This window comes from Streptomyces sp. NBC_01433 (assembly GCF_026340105.1).
GTDB lineage: Bacteria > Actinomycetota > Actinomycetes > Streptomycetales > Streptomycetaceae > Streptomyces.
On the sequence record NZ_JAPEPM010000005.1, the window covers coordinates 99480 to 123996 of the forward strand.

The window sequence follows — 24517 nt, forward strand, 5'->3', positions numbered from 1 at the left end:
GTCACACCGTCAGCGACTTCGCCGTCGTGCCCTGCGTGCCCGTCGTACCGGCGGGGTCCGCCGAAGCGTCGGCGGGCGCCGCGGACTTCTCCGCGGACTCCTCCACGGATTCCTCGGGAGCCCCTTCCGCCGCTTCCTCCGGCACCTCGGCACCGACCGGCGGCACATGGCGCAGCAGGGCGACGAAGAACACGCCGGCGATCCCGATCAGGATGGCGCTGACCGTGGCGACGGTGTGCAGGCCGCCGGTGAAGGCGACCCGGGCGGCGTCCATCAGCGCGTTGCCCACCTGCTCGGGCAGACCGTCCGCGGCGGCGGACGCCCCGGCGACACTGTCCCGGGTGGCCTCCGCGGCTCCGGACGGCACTCCGTCAGGCACGGAGTCGGCGATGTCGGACCGGTAGACGGCAAGACCCAGGGTCCCCAGGGTCGCCACGCCCAGCGCCGCCCCGAACTCGTTGCTCATCTGCGACAGGGCGCCGGCCGAACCGGCCTTCTCCGGCGGAACGGTTCCGACCACCATGTTGGTGCCCAGCGCCACGATCGGAGCGCCGCAGAAGGAGAACACGGCGAAGCCCACGATCAGAACGGCCGTGCCCGACTCCGGATTGAGCTGGGAGAAGGTCAGCAGCACGGCGACCACACCGGCGATCCCCGCGCCGATGACGTACGCGGGGCGCACCTTGCGGGCGATGATCGGGCACACCATGAAGGAGACGGTGGCCGCGGCCATGCCGGGCAACAGCCCGAGACCCGCCTCGAACGGCGACATCCGCTGCGCCGACTGGAAGTACTGGGTCATGAACAGCATGATCGTGCCACCGATGAGGCTGTAGGCGAGCAGAGCCAGCAGCGCGGCGGTGAAGCGGCCGTGGGCGAACAGGCCCACGTCCAGCAGCGGGCTCGACAGACGGCGCTGGCGCTGCACGAACAGCACCCCCAGCACCAGGCCGACGACCAGGGTGACGACGGGGACGGCCTCCCAGCCGTTGCGGGCGAGCTCCTTGATTCCGTAGATGACCGGAATGGTGGCGCCGATGTTCAGCAGGACGCTCGGGATGTCGATTCCGCCCGCCTCGCCGCTCTTGAACTCCGGCAGGACGCGCGGCCCCAGGATCAGCAGCAGGACCATCACCGGTACGCCGATGAGGAAGAGGGAGCCCCACCAGAAGTACTCGAGCATGACGCCGCCGAGCAGCGGGCCGATGATGGCGCCCACGGTGAAGCAGCTGGCCCAGAGACTGATGGCGACCGTGCGCTGCTTGGCGTCCTGGAACATCGTGGTGATGAGGGAGAGCGTGGACGGTGTCAGGCTCGCACCGGCGATGCCGAGCAGGACACGGGCGGCGATCAGCATGCCGGGGCTGGTGGCGAACGCGGCGGCCAACGAGGCCGCGCCGAAGGCCGCGGCACCGATCAGCAGCAGCTTGCGACGGCCGATGCGGTCACCGAGCGTTCCCATCGTGACGAGGAATCCGGCGACCATGAAGCCGTAGATGTCCATGATCCACAGCTGCTGGGTGGAATCGGCACCGAGATCCGCGCTCAGATGCGGCAGTGCCAGAAGGAGTACGAAAACGTCGAGGGCCACAAGAAGGGTGGGGAGGGCGAGAATGCCCAGCCCGATCCACTCCTTCCGCCCTGCCTTGGGAGCACTGCCTGCAGTCATGCCTACTACTTTCCGTCGTCATGAAGGGATGGTGGTGGAGCCTGTCGTCCCCGCTCGGATACGGGCAGGCATCCCGCTGACCGGTACCGTCCGTGTCGTCGGACTCACCCAACAGGGTCCTCTCCGCCGTGGTCCGGCGCATCTCACGACGTGCTCTTCATGAGGTGGCCGGTGTGCGGGAGCAACGGGTTCGTCCGTTCCGGCGTCCGCGGTCGTGCTGTTCTCGCGTGACTTGGCCAAGTCCGCTTGCGGAGAGCGGAACGCGATGGATGTGATGACCCTCGGAGCACCCATACGGCAGGGGGCAGGGACATCGTGGAACGGCTTTTCACCCCGGAATCCGTCACCGAGGGTCACCCCGGCGCCGACTACGCCGGGGACCGTACTGCACAGGCGAGGACGATGTGAGGTACTACCACCTGCCCAGCTTCTCGGGCGTGGACGCGTTGCGGCTGGACGAGCGCGGGACGCCCGTGCCGGGACCGCGCGAGGTCCTCGTCCGGATGCGGGCCTGGTCGTTGAACTACCGGGACCTGCTCATCGCCGACGGCCGGTACGGACGCGGGATGAAGCCGGACGTGGTGCCGCTCTCCGACGGGGCGGGAGAGGTGGTGGAAGCCGGATCGGAGGTGACGCGCTGGAAGCCCGGAGACCGCGTCCTGAGCGTCTTCCTGCCCCGGTGGATCTCCGGTCCGGCCGACGCGGCCAGGACGGCCGGCGCGCTCGGCGGCCCGGCCGACGGAGTGCTCGCCGAGTATGTGGTGTTCGACCAGGACGCGCTGGTCGCCACGCCTTCGCACCTGGAGGCCGCCGAGGCGTGCACCCTTCCGTGCGCCGCCGTCACCGCGTGGCATGCCCTGGTGGTGCACGGCCGGATCGCCTCCGGTCAGTCCGTCCTGACCCTGGGCAGCGGCGGAGTCTCCGTTTTCGCGCTGCAGTTCGCCGTGCTGGCGGGTGCCGAGGTGGTGGTCACGTCGAGCGGCGACGCCAAACTGGAGCGGCTGCTGGCGATGGGCGCGGTGGCCGGGGTCAACTACTCCCGGACACCGGAGTGGGGCAAGCACGTCCAGGAGATCACGGACGGCGGCGTCGATCACGTCGTGGAGGTCGGCGGCTCGGGCACGCTGCCGCAGTCGGTCAGGGCCGTGCGGACGGGTGGGCGGGTGAGTGTGATCGGCGTACTGAGCCAGGGACCCGGCCTCGACCCCGTACAACTGCTGCGCAGGGCGGTGACGGTCCAGGGGATGCAGGTGGGGAGCAGAGAGACGTTCGAAGCGATGAACCGCGCGGTCGAGCTGCACCGGATCCGTCCTGTGATCGATCATGCGTTCGCGTTCTCCGATGCGCGGGCGGCCTACCGGCGTCTTGAGTCCGGTGGCCACTTCGGCAAGGTGGTCATCGTGGCCGACTGACGCCCGCGGGCCCCGGCGGCCCGCTGGGCGCCGGGGCCCGGGCATTGCCCGGTCGACGGTCTGTCAGGCGGACTGCGCCAGGAACTCGGTCAGCCGGTCGAAGCTGCTGTTCAGACCGGCCACGGCCTCCGGGGTGCGGAACTGCGCGGAGACATTGGTCTGGTGGACGACCAGTTCGGTCCCGCCCTCGATGTCCGAGAAGGTCATGGTCGAGACCAGACCCGTGGCGTTCACGGTGAAGGCGATCTTCTCCGGCTCGACGACATCGAGGTAGGTGGCGCTCATCGGGTACTCGGTGCCATCGGCGTCGGCCACCATGACCGTCTCGAAGGCGCCGCCCGGACGGGCGTCGATGGTGATCCTGTCCACCGGGAGGGAGGTGCCGATGGGGCTCCAGAAGCGCGAGAGCTGCTCGGGCTCGATGAACGCCTTGAAGACCTGCTCACGGGGCGCGTTGAACACGCGGGTGACCGTGAGCTCTCCGAGGTCTGTGCCGGCCGTGCTCGGAAGTGTCATGTCTGTGTCTCTCTCTGCTTTCGTTGGGTTTCCTGCAGATGCTGGTCGAGGCGGTCGAACCTCGACTGCCAGACCTGCGCCTGGCTCTCGATCCATTCCGCGGCCGCGTCCAGCGGCGCCACCTCAAGTCGGCAGGGCCGCCATTGCGCGTCGCGGCCCCGCGTGATCAGTCCGGCCCGCTCAAGGACCTTGAGATGCTTGGAGACCGCCTGAAGACTGATCGTGAATGGTTCGGCCAGCTCATTGACCGTTGCCTCCCCGGCGGCGAGCCGGACAAGGATCGCCCGGCGGGTCGGATCGGCCAGGGCGGAGAAGGTGTTGCTGAGCTCGTCACCCGTCATCTCATATTCAACCTACCAATTGATCAACCAGATGGTTTATGATGCCTCTCAAGGCGGTTGTGCGTCAAGGACGAAAACCTCCGGTGGGACCGGCACACGACCGCCTGTTCCATGAGGAGGTGGCCGTCCTTTGCCCACCCGATCAGGGGAACAGCACGCGTTGGGGCGCCCATGGCTCCTGACGCCTGATTCCCGCACCGTGAGGGCGCCGAAGCGCCGGTCCCCGCCGGGGATCCAGTAGCAAGACCCTTCAGGACCTTGTGTCCTGGCAGTTCCCGGACAGCCAGGAAATTCAAAACCGAGAGGACCATGCGATGTCTGCAACGAACGTGGAAAACCTGGAAGTACCGGGCGCAACACTGCACTACGAGGTCAGCGGCCAGGGCCCCGTGCTCCTCCTCATCTGTGGTGGGCCGACCGACGCCGCGATCTACGGAGGGCTCGCCGCGGCTCTCTCCGAGAACTACACCGTCGTGCGGTACGACCCGCGCGGAAACTCGCGGAGCAACCTCACCGGCACGCCCACGGACCAGCAGATCGAGGTCTACAGCGATGACGCCCACCGCCTGCTGGCGGCCCTCGGGGACGCCCCCGCGTTCGTGGTCGGAAGCAGCGGCGGCGCGTTGGTCGGACTGGAACTGGCCGCCCGCCACCCCGAGCAGGTGCACACCCTGATCGCGCACGAGCCGCCGGCGATGGAGCTGCTCACCGACAGCCAGCGGTGGCGCGATCACTTCACGGACGTGCACGAGACCTACCGCAAGGACGGTGTCGGCCCCGCCATGGGCAAGTTCATCGCCGGAGTGGAGGAGCCGGACGGCCCGCAGGCGGGCGCCGCGCCGACGCCGCCGGAGGCCCCGGGCCCGGACATGGGTACGCCGGACCCGGAGATGATGGAGATGATGGGGCGGATGGCGGCGAACGCCGAGTTCTTCCTCGGCCACGTCATGGTGCCGTTCAGCCGTTACGTTCCGGACGCCGATGCGCTGAAGGCCGCGTCGACCCGGGTCGTTCTCGCCGCGGGCGAAGCGAGCAAGGGCACGCCGATCCACCAGGCGGGCGTGGTGCTGGCCGACCGCGTCGGAACGGACATCGTGGACTTCCCCGGCGACCACCAGGGCTTCCTGACGCACAGCCCCCAGTTCGCCGAGCAGGTGCACAAGGTGCTCAGCACGGGCAAGTGATTCCGTTCGGGGCCGCGGTGCCGCCGCCCGAGCCGCGCTCCGTCCTTCCGCGCGCGGCCCGGACGGGCGACGTGGCGTGAGCTCTTCCTCCGCTGAGGCGGAGGGCGGTTCTCCGCCACAGCCGCGGCCCTGTACGGGACCGCCCTTCGCCCGGCCGACAAGATCCACCGCACGCTGGAAGATGCGGCGCGGCACGCCCCGACGCGACGATTCGATCTACGGCTGGCAAACATGATCGAGTCGGTGCGCCCGGGGCGCATCGTGACCGAGGAGGACGTGTTGGCGGGCAAGGACGAGGCGAGCACCAGGCTCTGGGCCATGGCGCACCTGGCGACCCCGATGGCGATACGCGTGGCGGCGACCCTGCGGATCGCCGACCACCTCGCGGGAAGTCCGAGAACGGCGGCTGAACTGGCCGGACTCGCGGACGCGGACGCCGGCGCACTCGACCGGGTGCTGAGACACCTCGCCGCCAGGGGAGTGCTGGAGCGGGACGGGTCCGGCCGCTACACGCTGACCGCTGTCGGCGAGCCGCTCCGCTCGGGCCACCCGGCCGGCCTGCACGCCATGCTGGACATCGAGGGCGCCGTCGGCCGCGCCGAACTCTCCTTCGTGCAACTCCTGCACAGCGTCCGCACCGGAGAGGCCGCCTTCCCCGTACAGTTCGGCCGCTCGTTCTGGCAGGACCTGGCCGAGGACCCCGCGCGCGGCGCGTCCTTCGACGCACGGATGGGCGCCGACCTGGCCGCGGCCCGCGGCGACGACATCGTCTCCGGCTACGACTGGGGATCGCTGGGACACGTGGTCGACGTCGGCGGCGGCAACGGTTCGCTGCTGATCGCCCTGCTGAACGGACACCCCGCTCTGCACGGTACGGTCCTCGACCTGCCGGACACCGCGGAGGTCGCGCGCAAGGCACTCGCGGCGGCGGGCCTCGCCGACCGCGGTGACGCCGTGCCCGGCAGCTTCTTCGACCAACTGCCGCCGGGTGCCGGCGGCTACCTCCTCTCGTCGGTCATCCACGACTGGGGCGACCGGGAGGCACAGGCGATCCTGCGACGCTGCGCGGAAGCCGCGGGCGCCGGGGGCAAGGTCTTCATCGTGGAGCGCATCGGCGCCGACGGTGAGTCACCGGGCACCGGAATGGATCTGCGGATGCTCGCCTACTACGGCGGCAGGGAACGCGGAGCCGCCGAGCTCACCGCCCTCGCGGCGGAGGCCGGGCTCACCCAGCTCGCGGTGCACCCGGCCGGAATCCTGTCGATCGTCGAACTGGCCACGCGCTGAGGCGGCGGCGGCACGCACCCCGATGCCGCTCCTGCCGCACGAATCGGGGTGCGATCTTGGTGTGGGTCGGCCCTCATGTCCACACTGAGGAGATACCGATGACCGAGCACGTGATGACCATGCACCCGCGCGAGGCGATGGCGGCACTGGTGGCCCCGGAAGGACGCCGGGACCCCTACGCTCTCTACGACGCCCTCCGGGAGCACGGGAACCTGGTGCGGATAAAACCGGGCCTGATGGCCGCCGTCGGGTACGCCGAGTGCTCGCGCGCGCTGCGGGAGCCCCGGCTGCTGGTCCAGGACGCCAAGAGCCACGACCTGCTCTACCCCGACTGGCGCTCGCACTCCTCGCTGCGCCGCTTCACCGACTCCGTGCTCTACAGCAACCCGCCGGACCACTCCCGGATGCGGCGCGTGATGAGCCGCGCGTTCACACCGCGGCGGGTGGCGGAGCTCGAACCCGCGATCGTCCGGATGACCGACAGGCTGCTGGACCACCTGGCGGAGCTCGGATCGGACGGCACGCCGGTGGAGTTCATGGCCGAGTTCGCCTACCGGCTCCCGGTCGCGGTGATCGGAGAGATGCTCGGAGTCGCCGACGACGAACGGGTCTGGTTCCGCGCCGCGGTGGAGGACGTGACCGTCGCCCTGGAGGGCATCAGCGGAATCGCCCGGCTCGACGCCGCGGACCGGGCGATGGACGAGCTCGCCTCCTACTTCGCCCGGTTGATCGGCCAGAGGCGCCGGCACCCGGCGGACGACCTGGTCAGTGCCCTGGTCGCCTCCCATGAGACCGGCGGGGAGCGGTTCAGCCACGACGAGCTCGTCGGCAACCTGGTACTGCTGCTGGCCGCCGGATTCGATACGACGACCCATCTGCTCGGCCATGGTCTCCAGCTGGCCTTCGAGAACCCGGCCCAGGCCGCCAGGCTGCGTACGGAGCCCGCTCTCGCCGCCGGATACGTGGAGGAAACGCTGCGGTTCGCGGCCCCGGTGCACGCCACCAGCCGCTTCGCCGAAGCGGACGTGGACGTGCTGGGCACCCCGGTACCCGCCGGCACCAAGGTGCTCGTTCTGCTGGCCGCCGGCAACCGGGACCCGCTGCGCTACCCATCACCGCACCTCTTCGACCCGGACCGGCCCGACACCCAGCCCCTGAGCTTCGGCGCCGGCGCCCACTTCTGCCTGGGGGCACCGCTCGCCCGGCTGGAGGCGCGGATCGCGCTGCCCAGGCTGCTCCGCCGCTTCCCACGCCTCGCGCCCGCAGGCGCCGCGACGTACCGCGACCGGCTGATCGTCCCCGGCCACGAGCGGCTTCCGGTAACGGTCGGTTAGGGCCGTCCATCCCGACTCGCGGTCGCCCGAGGGCTGTCCATTCCGGCTCGCGGTCGGTGAAGGTCTCCCGGACCTGGGCGGCCGGGCACGGGGCTGTCCCGCGCCCGGCATCCAGGTGCCGGGCGAAGGTCAGACCGATGCCCGCTTGGGCTCGCTCTCCTCGACCGAGGGCCGGCTCCCACCGGTCTCCGCGGCGAGACGGGCGCTGTTCCGCTTCTTGATGACCCGCTCGCCGAAGCGCAGCAGCGGACGCTCGAAGAAGTAGTAACTCAGCGTCGCGAGCACGATCGTGCCCACCACCACGACGGCGAGCATCTCCCAGAATCCGACCTTCCCGACCAGGAAGGCGGCGGGGACCGGGGGAGCGCCGAAGATGCTTCCGCTCTGGAACCAGAGGTACATCACCACGAAGTGCCAGAGGTAGACGCCGTAGGAGATGCGACCGAGGAAGCGTGCCGGGCGATTCGTCAGCACCGCGTCCATCAGTGGCGAGCTGGCGTTGGGCGCGACCAGCGGGACCATCAGCAGGAAGGCGAACGCCAGGAACGATATGTGCTGGAGCATGGCGAACTGCGGTGTTCCGTAGTCCCAGGTGCCCCACTTGCCCAGAGGGGAGGTGCAGTTGATGAGGTAGGCCGCGAGCGCCCCGCCCCAGAACAGGTTCGGCCGCCTGATGGCCAGCCGGTAGAGCGCGGGCATCTCACCCGGTGACTGCTCCGCGCGGACCGAGAGGATGGCCAGAGCCATGCCGATCCCGAACAGGCCCAGACGGCTGAACGGCCACCAGTACTCGGGCGGCCAGGGGCCCATGAACTCCATGTGCATGTACCCGGTGAACAGGAACCCGATCACCACCATGACGCCGAGGGGAATCATCATCCGGCGTATCTTCTGGGCCGGGTCCTCGACCCGGCCCGCGAGCCAGTGCATCAGCCAGGCGAGCAGGGGCAGTACGAGGTAGAACTGGGCCTCGGTCGGAATGGTCCAGGTCGGGTCCATGCCCGCGTACCAGACGTAGTCGTAGTCCTGCATCAGCAGGATCGGACGCAGCACGTACCAGATCGAGTCGATGCTGGAGAAGTTGAGGACGAGCAGACAGAACGCCGTCAGCAGCCAGTAGGCGGGCATGAGCCGCAGTCCGCGCCGGAGGAAGAACGCGCCCAGCGCGGGCTTTTTGACCCCGCCGAGAGTGGCACGGGCGAAGGGCTTGTAGAGCAGCATGCCGGACAGGATGAAGAAGGGCCCCAGACCCACCTCCGCGCCGACCGACAGGATGGACCAGATCCCTTGCTGGGGCGGTCCGGATTCGGAGCCGAGAACCACACCTGTGCTGAATGCGACGTGGGTGATGACCACGACCATCGCACAGAGTCCGCGAACCCCATCGAGGCTGCCGATGCGTTTCTTGTCGTGGGGTCTCACAGTGGACCCGGTCCCGAGTGCAGTCATGGGAATACCTCCAGTTTCAATGGGCCGCATCAGCTTGCTTTCAAGACATCCGTGGCGCATCTCTTGGGTTGCGGTATTCGACAGAGGTCCGGACTCCGGGAACTTTTCGGCATGGTGACGTCTCCGGCCGTTTCCGCCACACGAAGAACACCGGCACCGGGCGGTGGCCGACGCCACGCACCGCCGGCGGAACCGGCGGCACGGCACGGAAGACCCGCGAACCCCCGCCGCGGCCGCGGCAGGGGTTCGCGAAAGGGTCCGGCGTAACAGGAACAGGAACAGGAACTACAGGTGGGCGTCGGCCCGGCCCGTGCTGTGGAACACCGAGGCCCGGGTCCTTCCATCGCCGAGGTCCGTGAAGACCAGGCTTGAGTCGATGCCCGAAACAGAGTCCCTGTAGGAGAGCAGTTCGGGTTCCACCACCGCGAGAAAGACGTACTTCATCGGGAACTCGGTGGCGTCCGTGTCCACCACCGCGGTGACCTCGAACCGTCCGCCGGCCCAGGGCTCGATCGTGACGCCGGAGGGCGACACCGTCGTACCCGCGGGGCCCCAGAAATTGACGAACTGTTCCGGCTCCATAAAGGCTCTGAAAACCATTTCTCGCGGGGCGTTGAACACTCTTGTGGCAGTGAGCTCACCGAGAGCGGAACCTCGTGGGCTCCTGTCGAGGGCGGCCACGTACTCGTCGGTGGTGGCGGAATTCGCCACGTGATCTCCCTGAATTCTTCTGGGGATGGCTTTCGCGCCCAGTTTTCCAGAGGCCACCGGAGCACGCATCTTCGAGAATGCGCAGTTGTGGCGGTGCGCACTGCTCGGCCCCGGCACGTCGCTGGGGCGACATGCCGGGGCCGTGGAGTGGAAGCCCGCGCGGGTTACTTGAAGTTGATCGCCTGGCTGCCGCCGTCACCCGTGGCGCTGAGTACGACGATCTGGGTCTGGGTGGCCTTGGCGTCCACGTTGCCCCAGACCGTGCCGTCGGCGCCCACGACCGCCTGGAAGGAGGTGTGGACGGTGATCGGGCTGGTGATCTTGCCCGTTGCGTCGGCGGTGACGTTCACCGAAGTGGTCTTGTCACAACCGAACTTGCCGGGCTCCACAACCGCGCACTGACCGACCTGGAACTGAGTGTTCGGCGTCAGGCCGGTGGCCGTGACCGAGATTTGCTGACCGTCGGACAGGCCCGTGGACTGCGACACCGTAACCGCAGCAGCGGCCATGGCGCTGGGCTGGACGGCGAGCGCCAGTCCGGCGGCGACCGCGGCGGTGGCGCCGATGCGAGCGATGAGGCCGAGCTTGTTCGTAGCAGTCATTTTCCCTGACTTCCTGTCGCAGGTGAGGGCGGGCTGTTTCCCGACCTGTGAATGAATCTAGTAATCATGAAAGAGATCGGCATCTTCCAGGTTGCTTCATGAAACTCACCAGTTGACGGGGCCCGCCCGTGCCGCACGGGAGACGACCGCGATGCTGCGAGGACGGCGGCGTTGCCGCTCCCGCCCCCGGCACCCGCGTCCCGGCCGGTGCCCGGGGCGGGAGGAGCAGGCGGTGGGACGGCCTGGGATCCGGTACCCGCGCGCACTGTCGGATCTGCGCACAACAGGAGTTGGCCACGCGTCGAGCGGCTGCCGACGATGAACAACCCATTCATGAGACAGCTCATCCGTGAGACAGCTCATCCGTGAGACAGCCACCAGCAAAGGACACACCCGGTGCCGCACATAGCGATCACCAACGGCCTTCCCGGCATCAGAGGCCTGATGGCCGAACGCCCCGACACCGCCGCCCCGCTCAACGCGCTCGCCGACGCCCTCCTGCGCGGACCGTCGCCGCTGAGCCGCGGGGAACGCGAACTGATCGCCTCGTACGTCTCGGAACTCAACGAGACCCGTTTCTGCGCCGACACGCACGGCGCCGCCGCGGCGGCGCAACTGGCGGGCGGAGCCGACCTGGTCGAGGCCGTCCATCGGCACGCCGGCACAGCACCGCTGTCCCCGCTGCTGCGGGCCCTGCTGCGGATCGCCGCTGAGGTCCGGGACGCGGCCCGGCCCGTCCCGGACCACGCGGTGGCCGAGGCACGTTCCGCGGGCGCCACGGACGCGCATCTGCACGACACCGTCCTGATCGCCTCGGCGTTCTGCATGTACAACCGCTACGTCAGCGGCCTCGACACCGAGCTGCCGGGCGAACCGGGTTACTACGAAGAGTCGGGCCGGCGGATCACCGCCCACGGCTACGCCCCCATCATCTGAGAGGCGGGACCACATGCCCGGACAGACACACAAGCCGCTCTCCCCGAAGCGCGCCCATCGCCGAGCGGTCACCGCGACCGTCGTCGGCAACTTCGTCGAATCCTTCGACTGGCTGGGATACGGGCTCTTCGCCCACCTCTTCGCAGCCCGCTTCTTCCCCTCCTCGAACCCGGTCACCTCCCTGATCGGCGCGTTCGCCGTACTCGGCATCGGCGTCCTGGTCCGTCCGCTGGGCGGCATCCTGCTGGGCCGCCTCGCCGACCGGCGCGGGCGGCGCCCCGCCCTGATGCTCGCCATCAGCCTGATGACCGCGGGTTCCGTACTGATCGGCATCACCCCCACCTACGACCAGATCGGCTTCCTCGCCCCGCTGGTCCTGATCCTGGCCCGTATCGCCCAGGGCATCTCCTCGGGCGGCGAGTGGCCGGCCGCCGCCGCCTACCTGATGGAGGTGGCGCCCCAGCACCGCAAGTCCCTGTACGGCAGCCTCTTCTCGCTCACCACCGTCGCGGGCGCGTTCACCGCGTCCCTCCTCGGCGGCGGCCTGACGGCGCTGCTCGGCTCCGAGGCCATGGCCTCGTGGGGCTGGCGCGTCCCGTTCCTCGTCGGCGGACTCTTCGGCGCGGTACTGATGGTCATGCGCCGCCAGCTCGCCGAGACCGAGGTCTTCCGGCGCGAGGCCGGTGAGCGTCCTACCCGTGGATCCCTGCGCGAGGTCCTCGTCACCTACCGCCGCCAGGTCCTCAGGTCCGTGCTGTTCATCGCGGGCATGGCCGCGGTGGCCGGAACGTGGACCTCCGTGGTTCCGGCCATGGGGCAGGACCTGGGCGCTCCGGGACTGATGTTCTGGGTCATCGTCTGCGCCACGGCGATCCTCATGATCGTCAACGTCCCGGTCGGCCTGCTCGCCGACAAGGTGGGTCCGCGGCGCTTCCTCCTGGCGGCGAGCGTCGTCTTCGCCGTCGCCGGTTCCTACACCTATCTGACCATCGAGGGCACCTTCACCAGCTTGCTGCTCACCTACCTCAGCGGCACGGTCTACCTGACGTGCGTCACGACGACCCTCCCCGGCATCCTCTCCGAGCTCTTCCCCACGGAGAACCGTGCGCTGGGGCTGGGTCTGCCCAACGCCGTCACCTCGGCCGTCCTCGGCGGCATCGCACCGGCACTGGCCACCTACCTCGGTGAACGCGGCGCCTCCGGCTGGTTCGTCGCCGGTGTGATGGCCATGGTCCTGCTCGCGTGGCCGGCGGCCTTCATCCGCTCGCCCGCCCCCGCCTCCACACCCTCCGGCTTCAGCCTGGTCAAATGAGCTGGGTGAGCGTCACGGCGAGCGATGAGTTTCCGATCCGGATGCGGTCTACACCTCGAAAGGTCGTACGGCCCCCGCACAAGGGGACCCGGACCTGACCACCAGACAAGTAACACAGCTACGGGTGCGGGAGATACAAGAATGTCGTTTCAGGCATACCTGGACACGATCGAGGACAAGACCGGACTGACTCCGCGCGAGTTCATCGCCCTCGCGCACGAGCGCGGCTTCGATGACCCCTCCACCAAGGCGGGAACGATCCTGGAGTGGCTCAAGGAGGACTACAGCCTGGGCCGCGGGCACGGGATGGCGCTGGTGCACGTCTTCAAGAAGGGCCCGCAGATCGACGCGAAGCACGTCGGAACATCCGGCACGCACCGTGACGAGAGCGACACGCTCTGGCTGGACGGCAAGAAGACCCGCCCCACCGCCTGACACACCGCACAACCTCACGAACGGCAGGCCGCAGGCCCGACTCGTACCGGGCACACGGCCTGCCGTTCGCGTATCCGGGTGCGCCGATATCCGGGTGCGCCGATATCCGGGTGTACCGATATCCGGGTGCGCCGAATCCGAAGCCCGATGCAAAAGCCCTCCCCCGCCTGCTGACGAGCAGGCGGGGGGGCTTTGCGGGGCCCTGTCAGTGGACGACGTCGAAGACGTTCTTCTGAATGCCGTTGGGGTAGGCCTCGTGCTCGACGAGCTTCAGCTTCTGGGTGTCCTTGTCCGTGTCGCTGAACAGCCGCTTGCCCGCGCCGAGCAGGAGCGGGAAGACGACCAGGTGGTACCGGTCGATCAGGCCGGCGTCCGCGAGCTTCCGGTTCAGGGTGGCGCTGCCGTGGACGATGATCGGGCCGCCCTCGGTCTCCTTCAGCGCGGCGACATCGTCGAGCGAGCGCAGGATCGTGATCTCGCCCCAGTTCCCCACCAGGTCGTCCTCGGTGAGGGTGGTGGAGACGACGTACTTCGGCATCTCCTTGTAGTCGGCGAAGTCCTCCATGCCAGGCCACACCGGGCTGAACGCCTCGTAGCTGACCCGGCCCATCAGTATCGCGGTGGCTTCCTTCTGCTCCCGGCCCTTGATCTCGAATGCCTCGGGGAGGAACTCCACGTCCTTGAAGGTCCACCCGGAGTTCCGGTAACCAGGTTCGCCGCCCGGGGCCTCCACGACACCGTCGAGGGAGACGAAGGCGGTGCTGATCAGGGTGCGCATCTCAAGGTTCCTCAGTGTCTCGTGTCGGGAACTCGGCAGATTCGATCCAGGTGCGCTTCCACCGCACTCGCGGCTGCGCACCAACCATGATCCCTGACTCCGGAGCACGGAGAAACTCATCGGCCGTCGCCCGCCCCTTCCGGCAGCGGCCACGACGCTCCCCGCCGCGTCGTACGGCAGGGTGCTCCGAGCCCTACACCAATCACCGCCCCCAAAGCCTGATCTTCGGCCAACACGCCCAATACACAAGGCATTTCACGCATCCGGCTTGTGAGCGTCCGGGGCCGTCCCTATCGTCTCGATCATGAGCATCCCCACCGAGCTGATCGGTAGCATCCCGCGCCCCTCGGACCTTCGGTCCGCCCTCACCGCGCACGCGCGAGGACGGCTGAGCGACGCCGACCTGGCCAAGCAACAGGAGCAGGCCGTCGCGGAGACCCTGGCCCGGCTGGAACAGTCGGGAAGCCCCGTCCTCGTGGACGGGGAGCAGGCCAAGCCCAGTTTCGCCACCTACCCCGTCGCCGGCCTGGACAGCCTCTCGCCGGACGGTGTCGTCATCCCGTTCGCCGACGGACACACCCGCCAACTGCCCTGCATCACCGAAGGGCCCTTCCGCTACCAGGTGCGGGCGGAGTCCTACCTGCGCGAGGCGCGGCGGCTCACCGAAAGGCCGCTCAAGCAGGCCGTCATCGCCCCCTCCGCGCTCAGCCTGCTCTACCCGGCCACGCCCATCGACGGATACACCCGCGAGGAGTTCCTGCGCGATCTGGCCGACGAGGCGGAGGCCGACATCCGCGGCTGCCTGGACGCCGGGGCCCATGCGGTCCAGCTCGACTTCACCGAAGGGCGGCTGTCGCTGAAGCTGGATCCCAGCGGTGCTCTCCTGGACGACTTCATCGCCTTCAACAACGAGGTTCTCGGCCGGTTCAGCGACACCGAGCGTGCCCGTATCGGGGTGCACACCTGCCCCGGCGGGGACCAGGACTCCACACACAGCCTCGATGTCGACTACGCCGGTCTGCTGCCCAAGCTCTTCCAGCTCAAGGCGGGCAACTTCTACCTCCAGCTGGCGAGCGAGGCCGACCCGGAGCGGGTGCTGGGTGTCATCCAGGACCACCTCCCCGCAGGGGCCCGGGTGTTCGTCGGAGTGACGGATCCGATCGATCCGACCGTGGAGACACCGGAGCAGGTACGCGACCGGGTGCTGCTCGCCGCCCGCTACATTCCCGTGGAGCAGCTGGGCACCTGCGACGACTGCGGCTTCGCGCCGTTCGCGGACGACGCCTCCACCTCACGCGATCTCGCCTTCGCGAAGATCGACGCGCGAGTTCGGGGCACCGCACTGGCCGCCGAGGCCCTCGGCCTCTGAGCCCGGGGCTCCTGCCCCGTTGCTGCCCCGTTGCCCCGCTCCCGGCCGGCCGCGCACACGCGGTGGGCCGGGAGCGGGGCAACGGCGGTATCAGCCGCCGCACGAACCACGTGCCTCCCGTGGACGACGAACCACTGGGCGGCCACAGGTTTCTGACAGTTTTCTGACATCACCCAGCGACTCTCTTCTTCCGGCTCCGCGCCGGAGGATCCCGCCTTGCCTTCAAGGAGAGAGTCACGCATGGAGATACTCAGCCGCATGCGGCGCACGGCCGCGGTACTCGGCCTGTGTGCGGCACTGGTCGCCGTCCCCGCCGCGGCGGCGGCCGAACCCGCCGCGCCGAAGACGCCGAGGACGCCGGGGATACCCGTCGTCACCACGGAGCAGGTCATGCCGCACCTGCGGGCGCTGCAGTCGATCGCGGACCGCACCGGAGGCAACCGCGCCCACGGCACCAAGGGCTTCCAGCAGTCGCTGGCGTATGTGAAGGGCGTGCTGGACAAGGCGGGCTTCCGCACCGGCCTGCGGCCCTTCACCCACAACGGTGTCGTCGGACACAACCTCATCGCGGACTGGCCGGGAGGCGACCCGGACCACGTCGTGCTCGTCGGCGCACACCTCGACAGCGTCGAGGCCGGGCCCGGCATGAACGACAACGGCTCCGGCTCGGCCGCCGTGCTCGCCACCGCCGTCGCGATGTCGCGGGCGGGTGTCGCGCCCAAGCGTCATCTGCGGTTCGCCTGGTGGGGAGCGGAGGAGCAGGGCCTGATCGGCTCCAAGGACTACGTGCGCAAGCTCTCCGCCGCCGGACGCGAGAAGATCGACGTCTACCTCAACTTCGACATGACCGGCAGCAGGAACGTGCAGCAGTGGCTCGTCGTCCACGACGACCCCAGGGCCACTGACGCGTTCGAGGCGTACTTCGCGGCCAAGGGCCTGCCCACCTTCGACATCGGCATCGGCGGCTCGGACCACGAGTCCTTCGGTGACGCCGGTATCCCGGTCTCCGGCTTCAACACCGGCGTCGGCGACTGCCTCCACGACGCCTGCGACCGCATCGACAACGTGGACCCCGAGACCGAGACCCTCAGCACCAACGCCATTCTCGGCGTGACCTGGCAGCTCGCCACCCGCTGATCACCGACCACGGCCACTACGGTCAGGAGCAGGACATATGCGCAGTACGACGAAACGACACCGCTGTTCCGCGGTGGTGGGCATCCTGGCAGGCAGCGTGCTGCTGACCGCCGTGCCCTCCTCGGCCACCACCGGCGGCGGCGGGTCCGGTGTGGGGGACCCGTACTTCCCCGACGACGGCAACTCCGGATACGACGTCTCCCACTACGACGTCCGCGTGGCCTACGACCCGGCCCGCCCCGACCACCTCGACGGTGACACCACCGTCACCGCCACGGCCACCGGCGGGCTCGACCGCTTCAACCTGGACCTGGAGGGCTTCCAGGTCGCCTCGGTCACCGTCGACGGCGTCCCCGCCAGGAGCTTCGCCCGAAGCGGGGCGCACGAACTGGTCATCACCCCGGCCGCCCGGATCGCCAAGGGCGCGAAGTTCGCCGTCCGCGTCCGCTACTCCGGCAAGCCCGTCGGCCAGAGCTGGCACCGGCTCACCAACGGCGGGGCGAACGTGACCGGCGAACCGCACTCCGCCACCGCCTGGTACCCGGCCAACGACCACCCGTCCGACAAGGCGACCTTCCGGCTCACCGCGACGGTCCCCGACACCTGGACCGTGATCGGCAACGGCCGCCCCGGTGCGACCACCACCCCCGCCAAGGGCAGAAAGACCTTCCGCTGGTACGAGGACAGGCCGCTCGCCACCTACCTCAGCACCATCGCCATCGACAAGTTCACGGTTCACACCTCGAAACTGGCCGACGGCACCCCGGTCATCAACGCCTACAGCCCCGGCGCCGTGATCGACCCGGAGTCCGAGGCGCTGCTGCCGGAGATCATCGACTTCCTGGCCTCGAAGTTCGGCCCGTACCCCTTCTCCTCGGCCGGCGGCATCGTCATCAACGGCGAAGCCGACGGGGGCGGCAACGGCCCCCTCGCACTGGAGACGCAGAGCCGCCCGACGTACGGCGGAATGATGTTCGACGCCTCGATGGTGCACGAGTACGCCCATCAGTGGTTCGGCAACAGCGTCTCGTTCTCGGACTGGCGTGACGGCTGCATCGCCGAGTGCGTCGCTCAGTACACCAACCAGTTGTGGGACGAGAAGGGCGGCGCCGACCTCGACACCGGCTTCTACGCCGGCATGGTGGAGGAGAGCGAGCAGGAACCCGGCTTCTGGAACGTGAAGCTCTACGACCCGGGCCAGGGCAAGGAGCTGGACCCGGCGCTGTACGACAAGGGGTCCATGATGATGCACGCCCTGCGACGGACGATCGGGGACACCGCCTTCTTCGGGACCCTCCGGCAGTGGCAGAAGGAACACCGTTACGGCAACGCCACCTGGCCACAGTTCGAAGCACTCGCGAAGAAGGTCTCCGGCCGGCCGGACCTCACCGGATTCTTCGACGCCTGGGTACACGGCACCACCGTCCCGGAACGGAAGTACCTGTACCCCGGAAGCCTCGGCCGCCTTCGGTGACCTGCCGGACGGTGCCGATCAGCCCAGGGTGATCCGGGCGGCGACGGGCAGGTGGTCGCTGCCGGTGGCGGGCAGCGTACGGATGTGGTCGACGGTCGCCGAACGGGCCATGACCTGGTCGATCCGGGCCAGCGGGAGGGCGGCGGGGAAGCTGAAGGCGAAGCCGCGCCGGGCCGTGTTCATCCGTGAGGTCAGCGGGGCCAGTCCGTGATCGTCGACCGTGCTGTTGAGATCGCCCATCAGCACCACCGTGCGCAGCTCCTCGGCGGCGAGGGCCTCGCCCAGCAGGCCGGCGCTCTCGTCGCGCCAGGAGGAGGCGAGGCCGCTCGCCCGGACGCGGACCGAGGGCAGGTGCGCGACGTACGCGGCGACCTCGCCGTGCGGGGTGTGGACCACGGTCCGCAGCCCGCGGCTCCAGCCCGCCGTGATTCCCCGGGGCTTGATGTCCAACTGCCGTGTGCCGGACAGCGGATGCTTCGACCAGAGTCCGACGGTGCCCCGGACCGCGTGGTACGGGTAGTCCGGGGCCAGGCTCTTCTCGTAGACGCTCAGCGCGGGAGGCACCAGCTCCTCCAGCGCGATGAGATCCGGCTCGGCCCCGGCCAGGGCGCGGGCCGTGCCCGCCGGGTCGGCGTTCTCGTCGCTGACGTTGTGCTGCACCACGACCAGGTCACGCGCGTCCGGCCCCGGCAGGAACAGCCCGCCGAAGAGGTACGTCCAGGCCGCCACCGGCAACAGCAGGGCCACCAGCGCGGTGGCCGAACGGCGCAGCAGGGCCAACGCGAGCAGCACCACGACCACGAGGCCGAGCCAGGGGAGGAACGCCTCCAGCAGACTGCCGGGACGGCCCGCGAGGCGGGCGAAGGCCCGGTGGAACACGAGCAGCCAGGCCGTCAGCACCGCGAGCGCGGCGAGCACCCACCCCCGTGCCCAGGCCGACCGGCCCCCCGCGCGCCCCTCCGCGTCCCTGCCCCGGGCCCACCGCCCCGCCCGCCGGAACGCCGCCTTCCCCCTGGCCACCACATCGCTGTACACCCGCCGCACCATGGCTCCCCCTCCACCTGACCGATCCTGACGCACCACGCCTGAGGAACGGTCAGCGCGGCCGTGGGCGCGGGGCTATGAACATGACGTCCGCGGCGTGAGCGACGACCTCGACCTCGTCCCCGAGAGCCCACTCGGCGACCCGGGAGGCCGCGGCGGCCGGAACCAGGTCACTGATTCCCTCGGCTGCCGGGATGTCGTACGTCGCGTGGGCATCGTGCGGAAGGACGACCCGGTAATCCAGCTCCAGGCCCCTGCGGGCCGTGGCGAGGACGCACATCTCGGACATCGTTCCGCAGATGGCGAATCCCCGCACTCCCGCTCCGGCCAACACGCCCTCCAGGGAAGTCCCGGCGAAGCCGTCGTCCTCGGTCTTGCGGATCACGACCTCCCAAGAGCCCGCCTCGACGGGGAGATGGAGTTCCCAGCCGGGCGAATGGGGTTCGTCGACCGCCCCGGCCGGCCCGTCGTTCTGGAGGTGCACCACGAGCGCACCACTCCGCCGCGCCCGCGAGACCAGATCCGTCGTCCGCGCGACCAGCCGTGCGGCCTCGGGCACGGCCCCGTCACCGGACACGAAGGCCGACTGAAGGTCGACGACGACGAGGGCCTCGACGGGCAGCACACGCTCACTCATGGCCCCATCATGACCGGTGGCGACGCGGCTGCGTTTCGGGCATGGGGATGTTCCGGTGCCACGCCCCAGGTAGCGGACCACTCCGACCAGGCCGAGCGGGAAGCCGGCTTTCGACTGGGAGATGGTGCCGGCTGTCGGACGGCAGATCGACAGCCCTGATCCGGAGCGGCTGGAGGACCTCAGCGAAATCACCGCGGAGACCCTTGTGGTGGCGGGCGGTCCAGGAAGGCACATTCCGCGGGAAGGAATCGCCGAGTTGGCCCGTCGTGTCCCTTGCGGGCGGGTCGTCACCGTTCCGGTGGGGCATCTCATTCACCGGGCCGACCCGCGAGGAGCCGCCGGCCAGCGGCGGGGTGCTGGTGCTGATGCTCCGTGCTGGTGTTGGTGTTCTGCTCAGGCGGGCGCGAGGCCGCTGGTGTCCAGGCCCAGGTCGAACGGGTCCGGGAGGCGCAGCACGACGCCGAACGGGTGCGGCCCGTCGACCCGGGTGTACCCGAGCCGGCCGGGCTCGGAGAACAGGGTCACGGATCCCTCGATCCGGTCGACGAGGAGGTAGAGCGGAGCGCCGTACTCGGCGTACCGGCGCCGCTTCACCACCCGGTCGGTCTCCGCGTTCGATTCCGACGTCACCTCCACGACGAGGAGAGTCTGGTCGGGGAGCAGCGCCCCGCCGCCCTTGGCGAGTTCTTCGGGGACGACGGCGAGGTCGGGTACGTACCAGTTCGACGATCCGGGCAGGTCCAGGTTCCCGGAACCTTCGACGCAGCCGAGTTCGTCGACGCGGTCCTCAAGTTGCCGGCGTACTATCCGGGCGGCGCGTTCGTGGTCCCAGGTCGGTGACACCGGCTCGATGATCCCCTCGATGATCTGGACGCGGTCGCCGCGGATGTGCTGGACGGCGTACTTGAGGGCGCGCTCGGAGTCGATCCCGTCGTGGCTGTAGTCGGGTGCGCTGGTCATCCGGTGTCTCCTCCCGCGCTGCCGGTCCTGACCACTCAGGGTAGCGGCCTCACACCTGTCGGCCACCGCAGGTCCTGCGGCCGTCACCGTAATCGCCATGATCCGGGCATGGAAAAGCCCCCTACGCCCACTTTGACGGTATCCAGGGGATCCCGTTCGACGTACTCAAATACTTCACGGCGTTGGTCGCCACGACACTGGCCGACCAGGACACGCAGCCTTCGAATCCCGACTGACGAGGAACAGTCGCCGGACGTTAAGTATCAAGTTCAGGGCGTGTGTCGGAAGTGTTCTAGGTTGGATCACATGAGTGTGCGGGGGCGGAGTTACCGATATGTCGGACCGGTCGATCTGAGGGCTGCGGTCCGGCCCGGCGGCGTGGGCTGCCGGATCAGCTCGGCGGCTGACTTCAGCAGTTGGGTCGCTGAGAGATCGGCAGAGGAGCTGGCCGAACCGTTCACCTTCGTGGTCGGCACGGACGGCGTGCTTCGGCCGGCGCCGCGACGAAGCGAACACGTGGACCTCGGGCGTCCGTCCGGCTTCACCCACGAAGTGGTGTTCCGGCGCTGTCCCGGCTGCCAGGAGCACAACATCGTGCGCGAGGACGACTTCGTCTGCGTCTTCTGCGCCAGCGAATTAACCCGAGGCTTGGAACGTGGACCCCGCTGTATGACGACCGTGGGTCATAGTCACTCGTGATGGCTGCGATGAGGACAGTTGCATCGACCTGGGAACGGAGTTCAGCGGCGGGAAGAACTATGCGCAAAGCGGGCGTTTCTGGGCGTCACAGTTTTCCTATCGAAGGGTGTCCGTGTGTTTGCCGTCTCTGTAGGGGTCTTGGTTCTGACTTTTGGCATTTGCCTTTTGGGGAATTTTGGGAGCCTTGCAAGTCGAATATTCGAATCCATCTCGGATTTCATGAACCCGGGGGCGGCGACGGTCAATACCTTTCGGGCGATCGGTGCAGGCGCAATTCTTATCGGGCTTTTCTGGATTGCTACCGCTCTTACTTAAATCCGCTAGCCTCGATATTTCTTGACGGTCCGTCGGTTTCCTCGGCGGGCCGTTTTGGTTGATCGGGCGGGTGGTGGCGAGGTCCCGCTGCCTCGCACGGGACACCACGCCCACGGCTCCTCGCGCGAACGCGGTTCGGTGTCGCGCCCGGTTCGGGGCGAGGCCGGTGCGGCCGCGACCCGGGGTCGGCGGCCGCCCACACGGGTGACGGTCCCTACCGGGGTACGAACCTGCTCAGCGGGTGGCCACTCGGAAGGTGCTGAGTACGGCCTTGTGGTCCGTCGGCCAGGTCCAGGTGGGCTCCCAGAACCTGTCCCTGCCCGGCTCCTCCACCCGCTTGTTGCGCACGATGGTGCTGGACGGCCCGACGATCACGCTGTCGAGCAGCCGGATCCGCCGGTCCGGGTGGTAGAAGACGAAGTCGATCCGGTCCCGCTCGTCGGCCTTCGGCGCCCAGGTGAGCTGTCCGACGTCGGCGCCCGGGTTGTCGCTCGGCCAGGTGAAGCCCGGTGTGCGGACGGGGTCCGGGTGGATCACGCGATAACTGTCGCGGAATCCGGCGTCCTCGATCGCCTTCGTGGTCGACCACTTGACGACGGTGCCGTTGTGGTCGAACAGGTTCCGGGTCCGGTGGTTCCAGTCCCGGTGGGAGGGCTCGTTGAAGTCACCGGCCAGCAGCGTCAGCCGCCCCTTGGCCCGTTCCTTCGCGGCGTCCGCGAGCACCGTCCGCGTCACCTTGGTGCGTCCCGAGGCCGCGTTGAGCCGTGTGATCAGGCCGGCATCGGTGATCGGACCGGTCGGGATCTCGTCCCAGCCGTACTCGGAGGTCTCCAGGGGCGGCGGTGTGCCGCCGCCGTAGCCGCGCGGCAGGTAGGTGACGTAATAGCGGTACTCCAGGTGCCCGGAGTAGGCCGCGACCTCGGTGCCGTCGACCGAGACGACCGCCTTCGACCAGGACGGGAACGACGCGTGCTCGATGACCGGGTAGCGCGAGATCACGGCGGGATCGGCCGGGTTCGCGTTGTCGAAGTACGTCAGCCCGCGCTCGGCGAGATCGGCCAGGAGATCGGCCACCCGCTCCGGGGTCGACTCGCTGAGCATCACCACGTCCGGCCCGACCGCGGCGACGGTGTCGGCGATACCCGCCCGGCCGCCCGGCACCCGGCTGCCGCCGAGCCAGATGTTGAACTGCATGACCTTGAGGGTGCGGTGCGAGGGACGGCGGTGGTTCCGCGCGTCCTGCGGGGCGGCCTCGGCCGTGCCCATTGCCAGCACTCCCGCGCCGACGGTCGCGCCGACCATCCCGAGCAGCTCGCGACGCCTGACCATCCATGACCTCCAGTAATTGCCACGCATCCATGGCCCGGTCACGATTCGACACGGGCCGGGACAAATTGTCGAGGCCACTCGTGTATGACACATGAACCCAGGCACAACGCCAGATGTTGAATGATCAATAGCGCCTCCGCCGCGTGGGGCAACCAAGCTGCTCGGAGTTCGAAAATCCCGTTGCCATCGACGGCGGCCGGGGACGATCCTCCGCAGATGGACCTTGCACCGCACGTGATGGAACTGGGTGACGTGACGCTTCGCCGTTTCGACCGCGAGGCGGACCTTCCGGAGTTGTTCGAGGTCATCAAGGAGTCACTGGAGCACCTGCGCCCGTGGATGCCGTGGGTCGCCGAGCCCAGCCTGGCCAAGACCGCCGAATTCCTGGCCCGCCGACAGGAGGCCTGGGACAAAGGCCGGGAGTTCACCTACGCGATCGTGCTGGGCGGGGCCGTCGTCGGCGCCTGCCAGCTGTTCCGACGTGATGACAGCCCGGTCAACGGCCGTGAGATCGGCTACTGGCTGCACCCGGCAGCCACTGGCCGGGGCGTGGCCACCCGGGCCGCGCGCGCCCTGGTCGACCAGGGCTTCCGCTTCCCCGGCGTCGACTACGTCGAGGTGGTCCACGACCCGGCCAACCGCGCCAGCGCTGCCGTCCCGGCCCGGCTCGGCTTCGCCGAACACCTTCGCCGCCCCGCTGAGCGCCCTGCCGAGCACCCTGCCGAGCGCCTTGCCCCGGCCAGGACCGGCATGGAACAGGTCTGGCGGCTGACCCGCCATCAGGCGGACAAGTTGGCGGCCGCAGAGACCTGTTGACGGACACGGGCGGGAGCTCCAGAGCCGAGGCCGCTGACTGTGGCGGATCTTCCACGAGTCGGGCCCTCAAGAGCGGGCGAGGGGAGCGGCACACGGCGGTTGCTGACCGTCGGCGTGCAATGTGCTGCGCCTGGCCGAATCTTCTCGGGTGCACTCGAACGTGTGCCCTCGTTCGGCCGCCGTTGCGCTCAGTTGTCGGTGAGTGGTGTGTGTCCTTCGGACCAGTCGTTCACCCAGCCGCACCCGGGGCAGGCGTACCTGCCGTCGAGTCCCGCGATCTGGGTGCCGCACTGGGCGCACCCGATGTAGGTGATCTCTGGTGGCCGGTAGGCCGCCGGGGGTTTCTCTTCTGCCATGGACCGGAGCGTACCGCCGGGGACGGCGGTGTAATCCCGGATGCCCAGCCGCACTGGTTGTTGCACACCCACGACCCGTCGCTTCCCTGGGTCGCGCCGGCTCCGCACGTAGGGCAGTTCACTGGGCCTCCCTCATCGGCGCTCGTGGTCAAGAGCATCCTGGGTACAGAGCCTGGTGAACAGGGGGCGGACACACGGCACCGTAAACAGGGTCCGATGGAGCCGGTCGTACCGTGGGGGGCTATCCCGGCTCTGGGGCAGACACCGGTTGCCCCCGATCGGTGGGGGTGACTTCGTCGTCCGGGACGGCCTGATCCCGGCCGGCCGGCTCACGCATACCGCCCGGGTCCGGTTCCGTCACACCGCGAAGCCTCGCCACGCGGTCGAGGGCCTTGCCGAAGATCGTGAACACCGA

General features: G+C 69.0%; 23 protein-coding genes and 1 pseudogene. 12 read left to right on the forward strand and 12 right to left on the reverse strand.

Annotation, left to right across the window (positions count from 1 at the left end; genetic code table 11):
• Position 1: 1 nt before the first annotated feature.
• The gene (locus OG413_RS42275) at positions 2–1669 is read right to left on the reverse strand and encodes an MFS transporter (RefSeq protein WP_266815146.1); all 1668 of its coding nucleotides are present in this window, start codon (positions 1667–1669) and stop codon (positions 2–4) included.
• A 404-nt stretch (positions 1670–2073) separates the two neighbouring features.
• Here OG413_RS42275 and OG413_RS42280 point away from each other — a divergent pair, with 404 nt between their 5' ends.
• Positions 2074–3081 (forward strand): NAD(P)-dependent alcohol dehydrogenase, encoded by a 1008-nt coding sequence (locus OG413_RS42280; RefSeq protein WP_266815148.1) that lies wholly within the window; start codon positions 2074–2076, stop codon positions 3079–3081.
• 63 nt (positions 3082–3144) lie between these two features.
• Here the strand turns inward: OG413_RS42280 and OG413_RS42285 are convergent, their stop codons facing one another.
• Entirely contained in the window at positions 3145–3597 is a 453-nt protein-coding gene (locus OG413_RS42285; protein WP_266815150.1) for an SRPBCC domain-containing protein, read from the reverse strand.
• Positions 3594–3938 (reverse strand): helix-turn-helix transcriptional regulator, encoded by a 345-nt coding sequence (locus OG413_RS42290; RefSeq protein ID WP_266815151.1) that lies wholly within the window; start codon positions 3936–3938, stop codon positions 3594–3596. Before OG413_RS42290 ends, OG413_RS42285 begins: the two co-directional genes overlap by 4 nt.
• A 314-nt stretch (positions 3939–4252) precedes the next feature.
• Here OG413_RS42290 and OG413_RS42295 point away from each other — a divergent pair, with 314 nt between their 5' ends.
• The 3 genes from OG413_RS42295 to OG413_RS42305 all read left to right on the forward strand — a co-directional run bounded on the left by OG413_RS42295 (position 4253) and on the right by OG413_RS42305 (position 7743).
• A complete protein-coding gene (locus OG413_RS42295) occupies positions 4253–5122 on the forward strand; it encodes an alpha/beta fold hydrolase (protein WP_266815153.1) in 870 nt (289 codons plus the stop codon).
• A gap of 318 nt (positions 5123–5440) precedes the next feature.
• Entirely contained in the window at positions 5441–6409 is a 969-nt protein-coding gene (locus OG413_RS42300) for a methyltransferase (protein WP_266815512.1), read from the forward strand.
• 98 nt (positions 6410–6507) lie between these two features.
• Positions 6508–7743 (forward strand): cytochrome P450, encoded by a 1236-nt coding sequence (locus tag OG413_RS42305; RefSeq protein WP_266815155.1) that lies wholly within the window; start codon positions 6508–6510, stop codon positions 7741–7743.
• Positions 7744–7872: 129 nt separating this feature from the next.
• On the opposite strand, the gene OG413_RS42310 is transcribed toward OG413_RS42305, so the two are convergent.
• The 3 genes from OG413_RS42310 to OG413_RS42320 form a co-directional block, all read right to left on the reverse strand.
• On the reverse strand, positions 7873–9192 hold the full coding sequence (locus OG413_RS42310) for an acyltransferase (RefSeq protein ID WP_266815156.1): 1320 nt from the start codon (positions 9190–9192) through the stop codon (positions 7873–7875).
• Positions 9193–9477: 285 nt separating this feature from the next.
• The gene (locus tag OG413_RS42315; protein WP_266815158.1) at positions 9478–9903 is read right to left on the reverse strand and encodes an SRPBCC domain-containing protein; all 426 of its coding nucleotides are present in this window, start codon (positions 9901–9903) and stop codon (positions 9478–9480) included.
• A gap of 164 nt (positions 9904–10067) precedes the next feature.
• Entirely contained in the window at positions 10068–10505 is a 438-nt protein-coding gene (locus OG413_RS42320) for an enediyne antibiotic chromoprotein (RefSeq protein ID WP_266815160.1), read from the reverse strand.
• Positions 10506–10901: 396 nt separating this feature from the next.
• On the opposite strand from OG413_RS42320, the gene OG413_RS42325 reads away from it, so the two are divergent.
• The 3 genes from OG413_RS42325 to OG413_RS42335 all read left to right on the forward strand — a co-directional run bounded on the left by OG413_RS42325 (position 10902) and on the right by OG413_RS42335 (position 13188).
• Positions 10902–11441 (forward strand): carboxymuconolactone decarboxylase family protein, encoded by a 540-nt coding sequence (locus OG413_RS42325; protein ID WP_266815161.1) that lies wholly within the window; start codon positions 10902–10904, stop codon positions 11439–11441.
• A gap of 13 nt (positions 11442–11454) precedes the next feature.
• Positions 11455–12753: an MFS transporter gene (locus OG413_RS42330; protein WP_266815162.1), complete on the forward strand. Its 1299-nt coding sequence runs from the start codon at positions 11455–11457 to the stop codon at positions 12751–12753.
• 141 nt (positions 12754–12894) lie between these two features.
• Complete coding sequence (locus OG413_RS42335; protein WP_266815163.1) at positions 12895–13188, forward strand: DUF4287 domain-containing protein; 294 nt, start codon at positions 12895–12897, stop codon at positions 13186–13188.
• Positions 13189–13393: 205 nt separating this feature from the next.
• Here the strand turns inward: OG413_RS42335 and OG413_RS42340 are convergent, their stop codons facing one another.
• Positions 13394–13966 carry a dihydrofolate reductase family protein gene (locus OG413_RS42340; protein WP_266815164.1) on the reverse strand — a complete coding sequence of 191 codons (573 nt, stop codon included), beginning with the start codon at positions 13964–13966 and terminating at the stop codon, positions 13394–13396.
• A gap of 304 nt (positions 13967–14270) precedes the next feature.
• On the opposite strand from OG413_RS42340, the gene OG413_RS42345 reads away from it, so the two are divergent.
• The 3 genes from OG413_RS42345 to OG413_RS42355 all read left to right on the forward strand — a co-directional run bounded on the left by OG413_RS42345 (position 14271) and on the right by OG413_RS42355 (position 17946).
• Positions 14271–15335 (forward strand): cobalamin-independent methionine synthase II family protein, encoded by a 1065-nt coding sequence (locus OG413_RS42345; protein ID WP_266815165.1) that lies wholly within the window; start codon positions 14271–14273, stop codon positions 15333–15335.
• A gap of 240 nt (positions 15336–15575) precedes the next feature.
• Positions 15576–16472, forward strand: coding sequence for a M20/M25/M40 family metallo-hydrolase (locus OG413_RS42350; RefSeq protein WP_266815167.1), 897 nt, complete (start codon positions 15576–15578; stop codon positions 16470–16472).
• 37 nt (positions 16473–16509) lie between these two features.
• Positions 16510–17946: a M1 family metallopeptidase gene (locus tag OG413_RS42355; RefSeq protein WP_266815168.1), complete on the forward strand. Its 1437-nt coding sequence runs from the start codon at positions 16510–16512 to the stop codon at positions 17944–17946.
• 18 nt (positions 17947–17964) lie between these two features.
• Here the strand turns inward: OG413_RS42355 and OG413_RS42360 are convergent, their stop codons facing one another.
• From OG413_RS42360 to OG413_RS42370, 3 genes are all read right to left on the reverse strand, one after another.
• Complete coding sequence (locus tag OG413_RS42360) at positions 17965–18864, reverse strand: endonuclease/exonuclease/phosphatase family protein (protein ID WP_266815514.1); 900 nt, start codon at positions 18862–18864, stop codon at positions 17965–17967.
• Between the two features lie 178 nt (positions 18865–19042).
• On the reverse strand, positions 19043–19627 hold the full coding sequence (locus tag OG413_RS42365) for an isochorismatase family protein (RefSeq protein ID WP_266815170.1): 585 nt from the start codon (positions 19625–19627) through the stop codon (positions 19043–19045).
• 393 nt (positions 19628–20020) lie between these two features.
• Positions 20021–20587, reverse strand: a complete 567-nt coding sequence (locus OG413_RS42370) for a Uma2 family endonuclease (protein ID WP_266815172.1) — start codon at positions 20585–20587, stop codon at positions 20021–20023.
• Positions 20588–20893: 306 nt separating this feature from the next.
• On the opposite strand from OG413_RS42370, the pseudogene OG413_RS42375 reads away from it, so the two are divergent.
• Positions 20894–21260 (forward strand): annotated as a pseudogene (locus OG413_RS42375) (hypothetical protein).
• A gap of 575 nt (positions 21261–21835) precedes the next feature.
• Here OG413_RS42375 and OG413_RS42380 read toward each other — a convergent pair.
• Entirely contained in the window at positions 21836–22930 is a 1095-nt protein-coding gene (locus OG413_RS42380; protein ID WP_266815173.1) for an endonuclease/exonuclease/phosphatase family protein, read from the reverse strand.
• A 216-nt stretch (positions 22931–23146) separates the two neighbouring features.
• On the opposite strand from OG413_RS42380, the gene OG413_RS42385 reads away from it, so the two are divergent.
• On the forward strand, positions 23147–23746 hold the full coding sequence (locus tag OG413_RS42385; RefSeq protein ID WP_266815175.1) for a GNAT family N-acetyltransferase: 600 nt from the start codon (positions 23147–23149) through the stop codon (positions 23744–23746).
• Between the two features lie 188 nt (positions 23747–23934).
• Here OG413_RS42385 and OG413_RS42390 read toward each other — a convergent pair whose 3' ends face one another.
• The gene (locus tag OG413_RS42390; RefSeq protein ID WP_266815177.1) at positions 23935–24102 is read right to left on the reverse strand and encodes a hypothetical protein; all 168 of its coding nucleotides are present in this window, start codon (positions 24100–24102) and stop codon (positions 23935–23937) included.
• Positions 24103–24517: the final 415 nt, after the last annotated feature.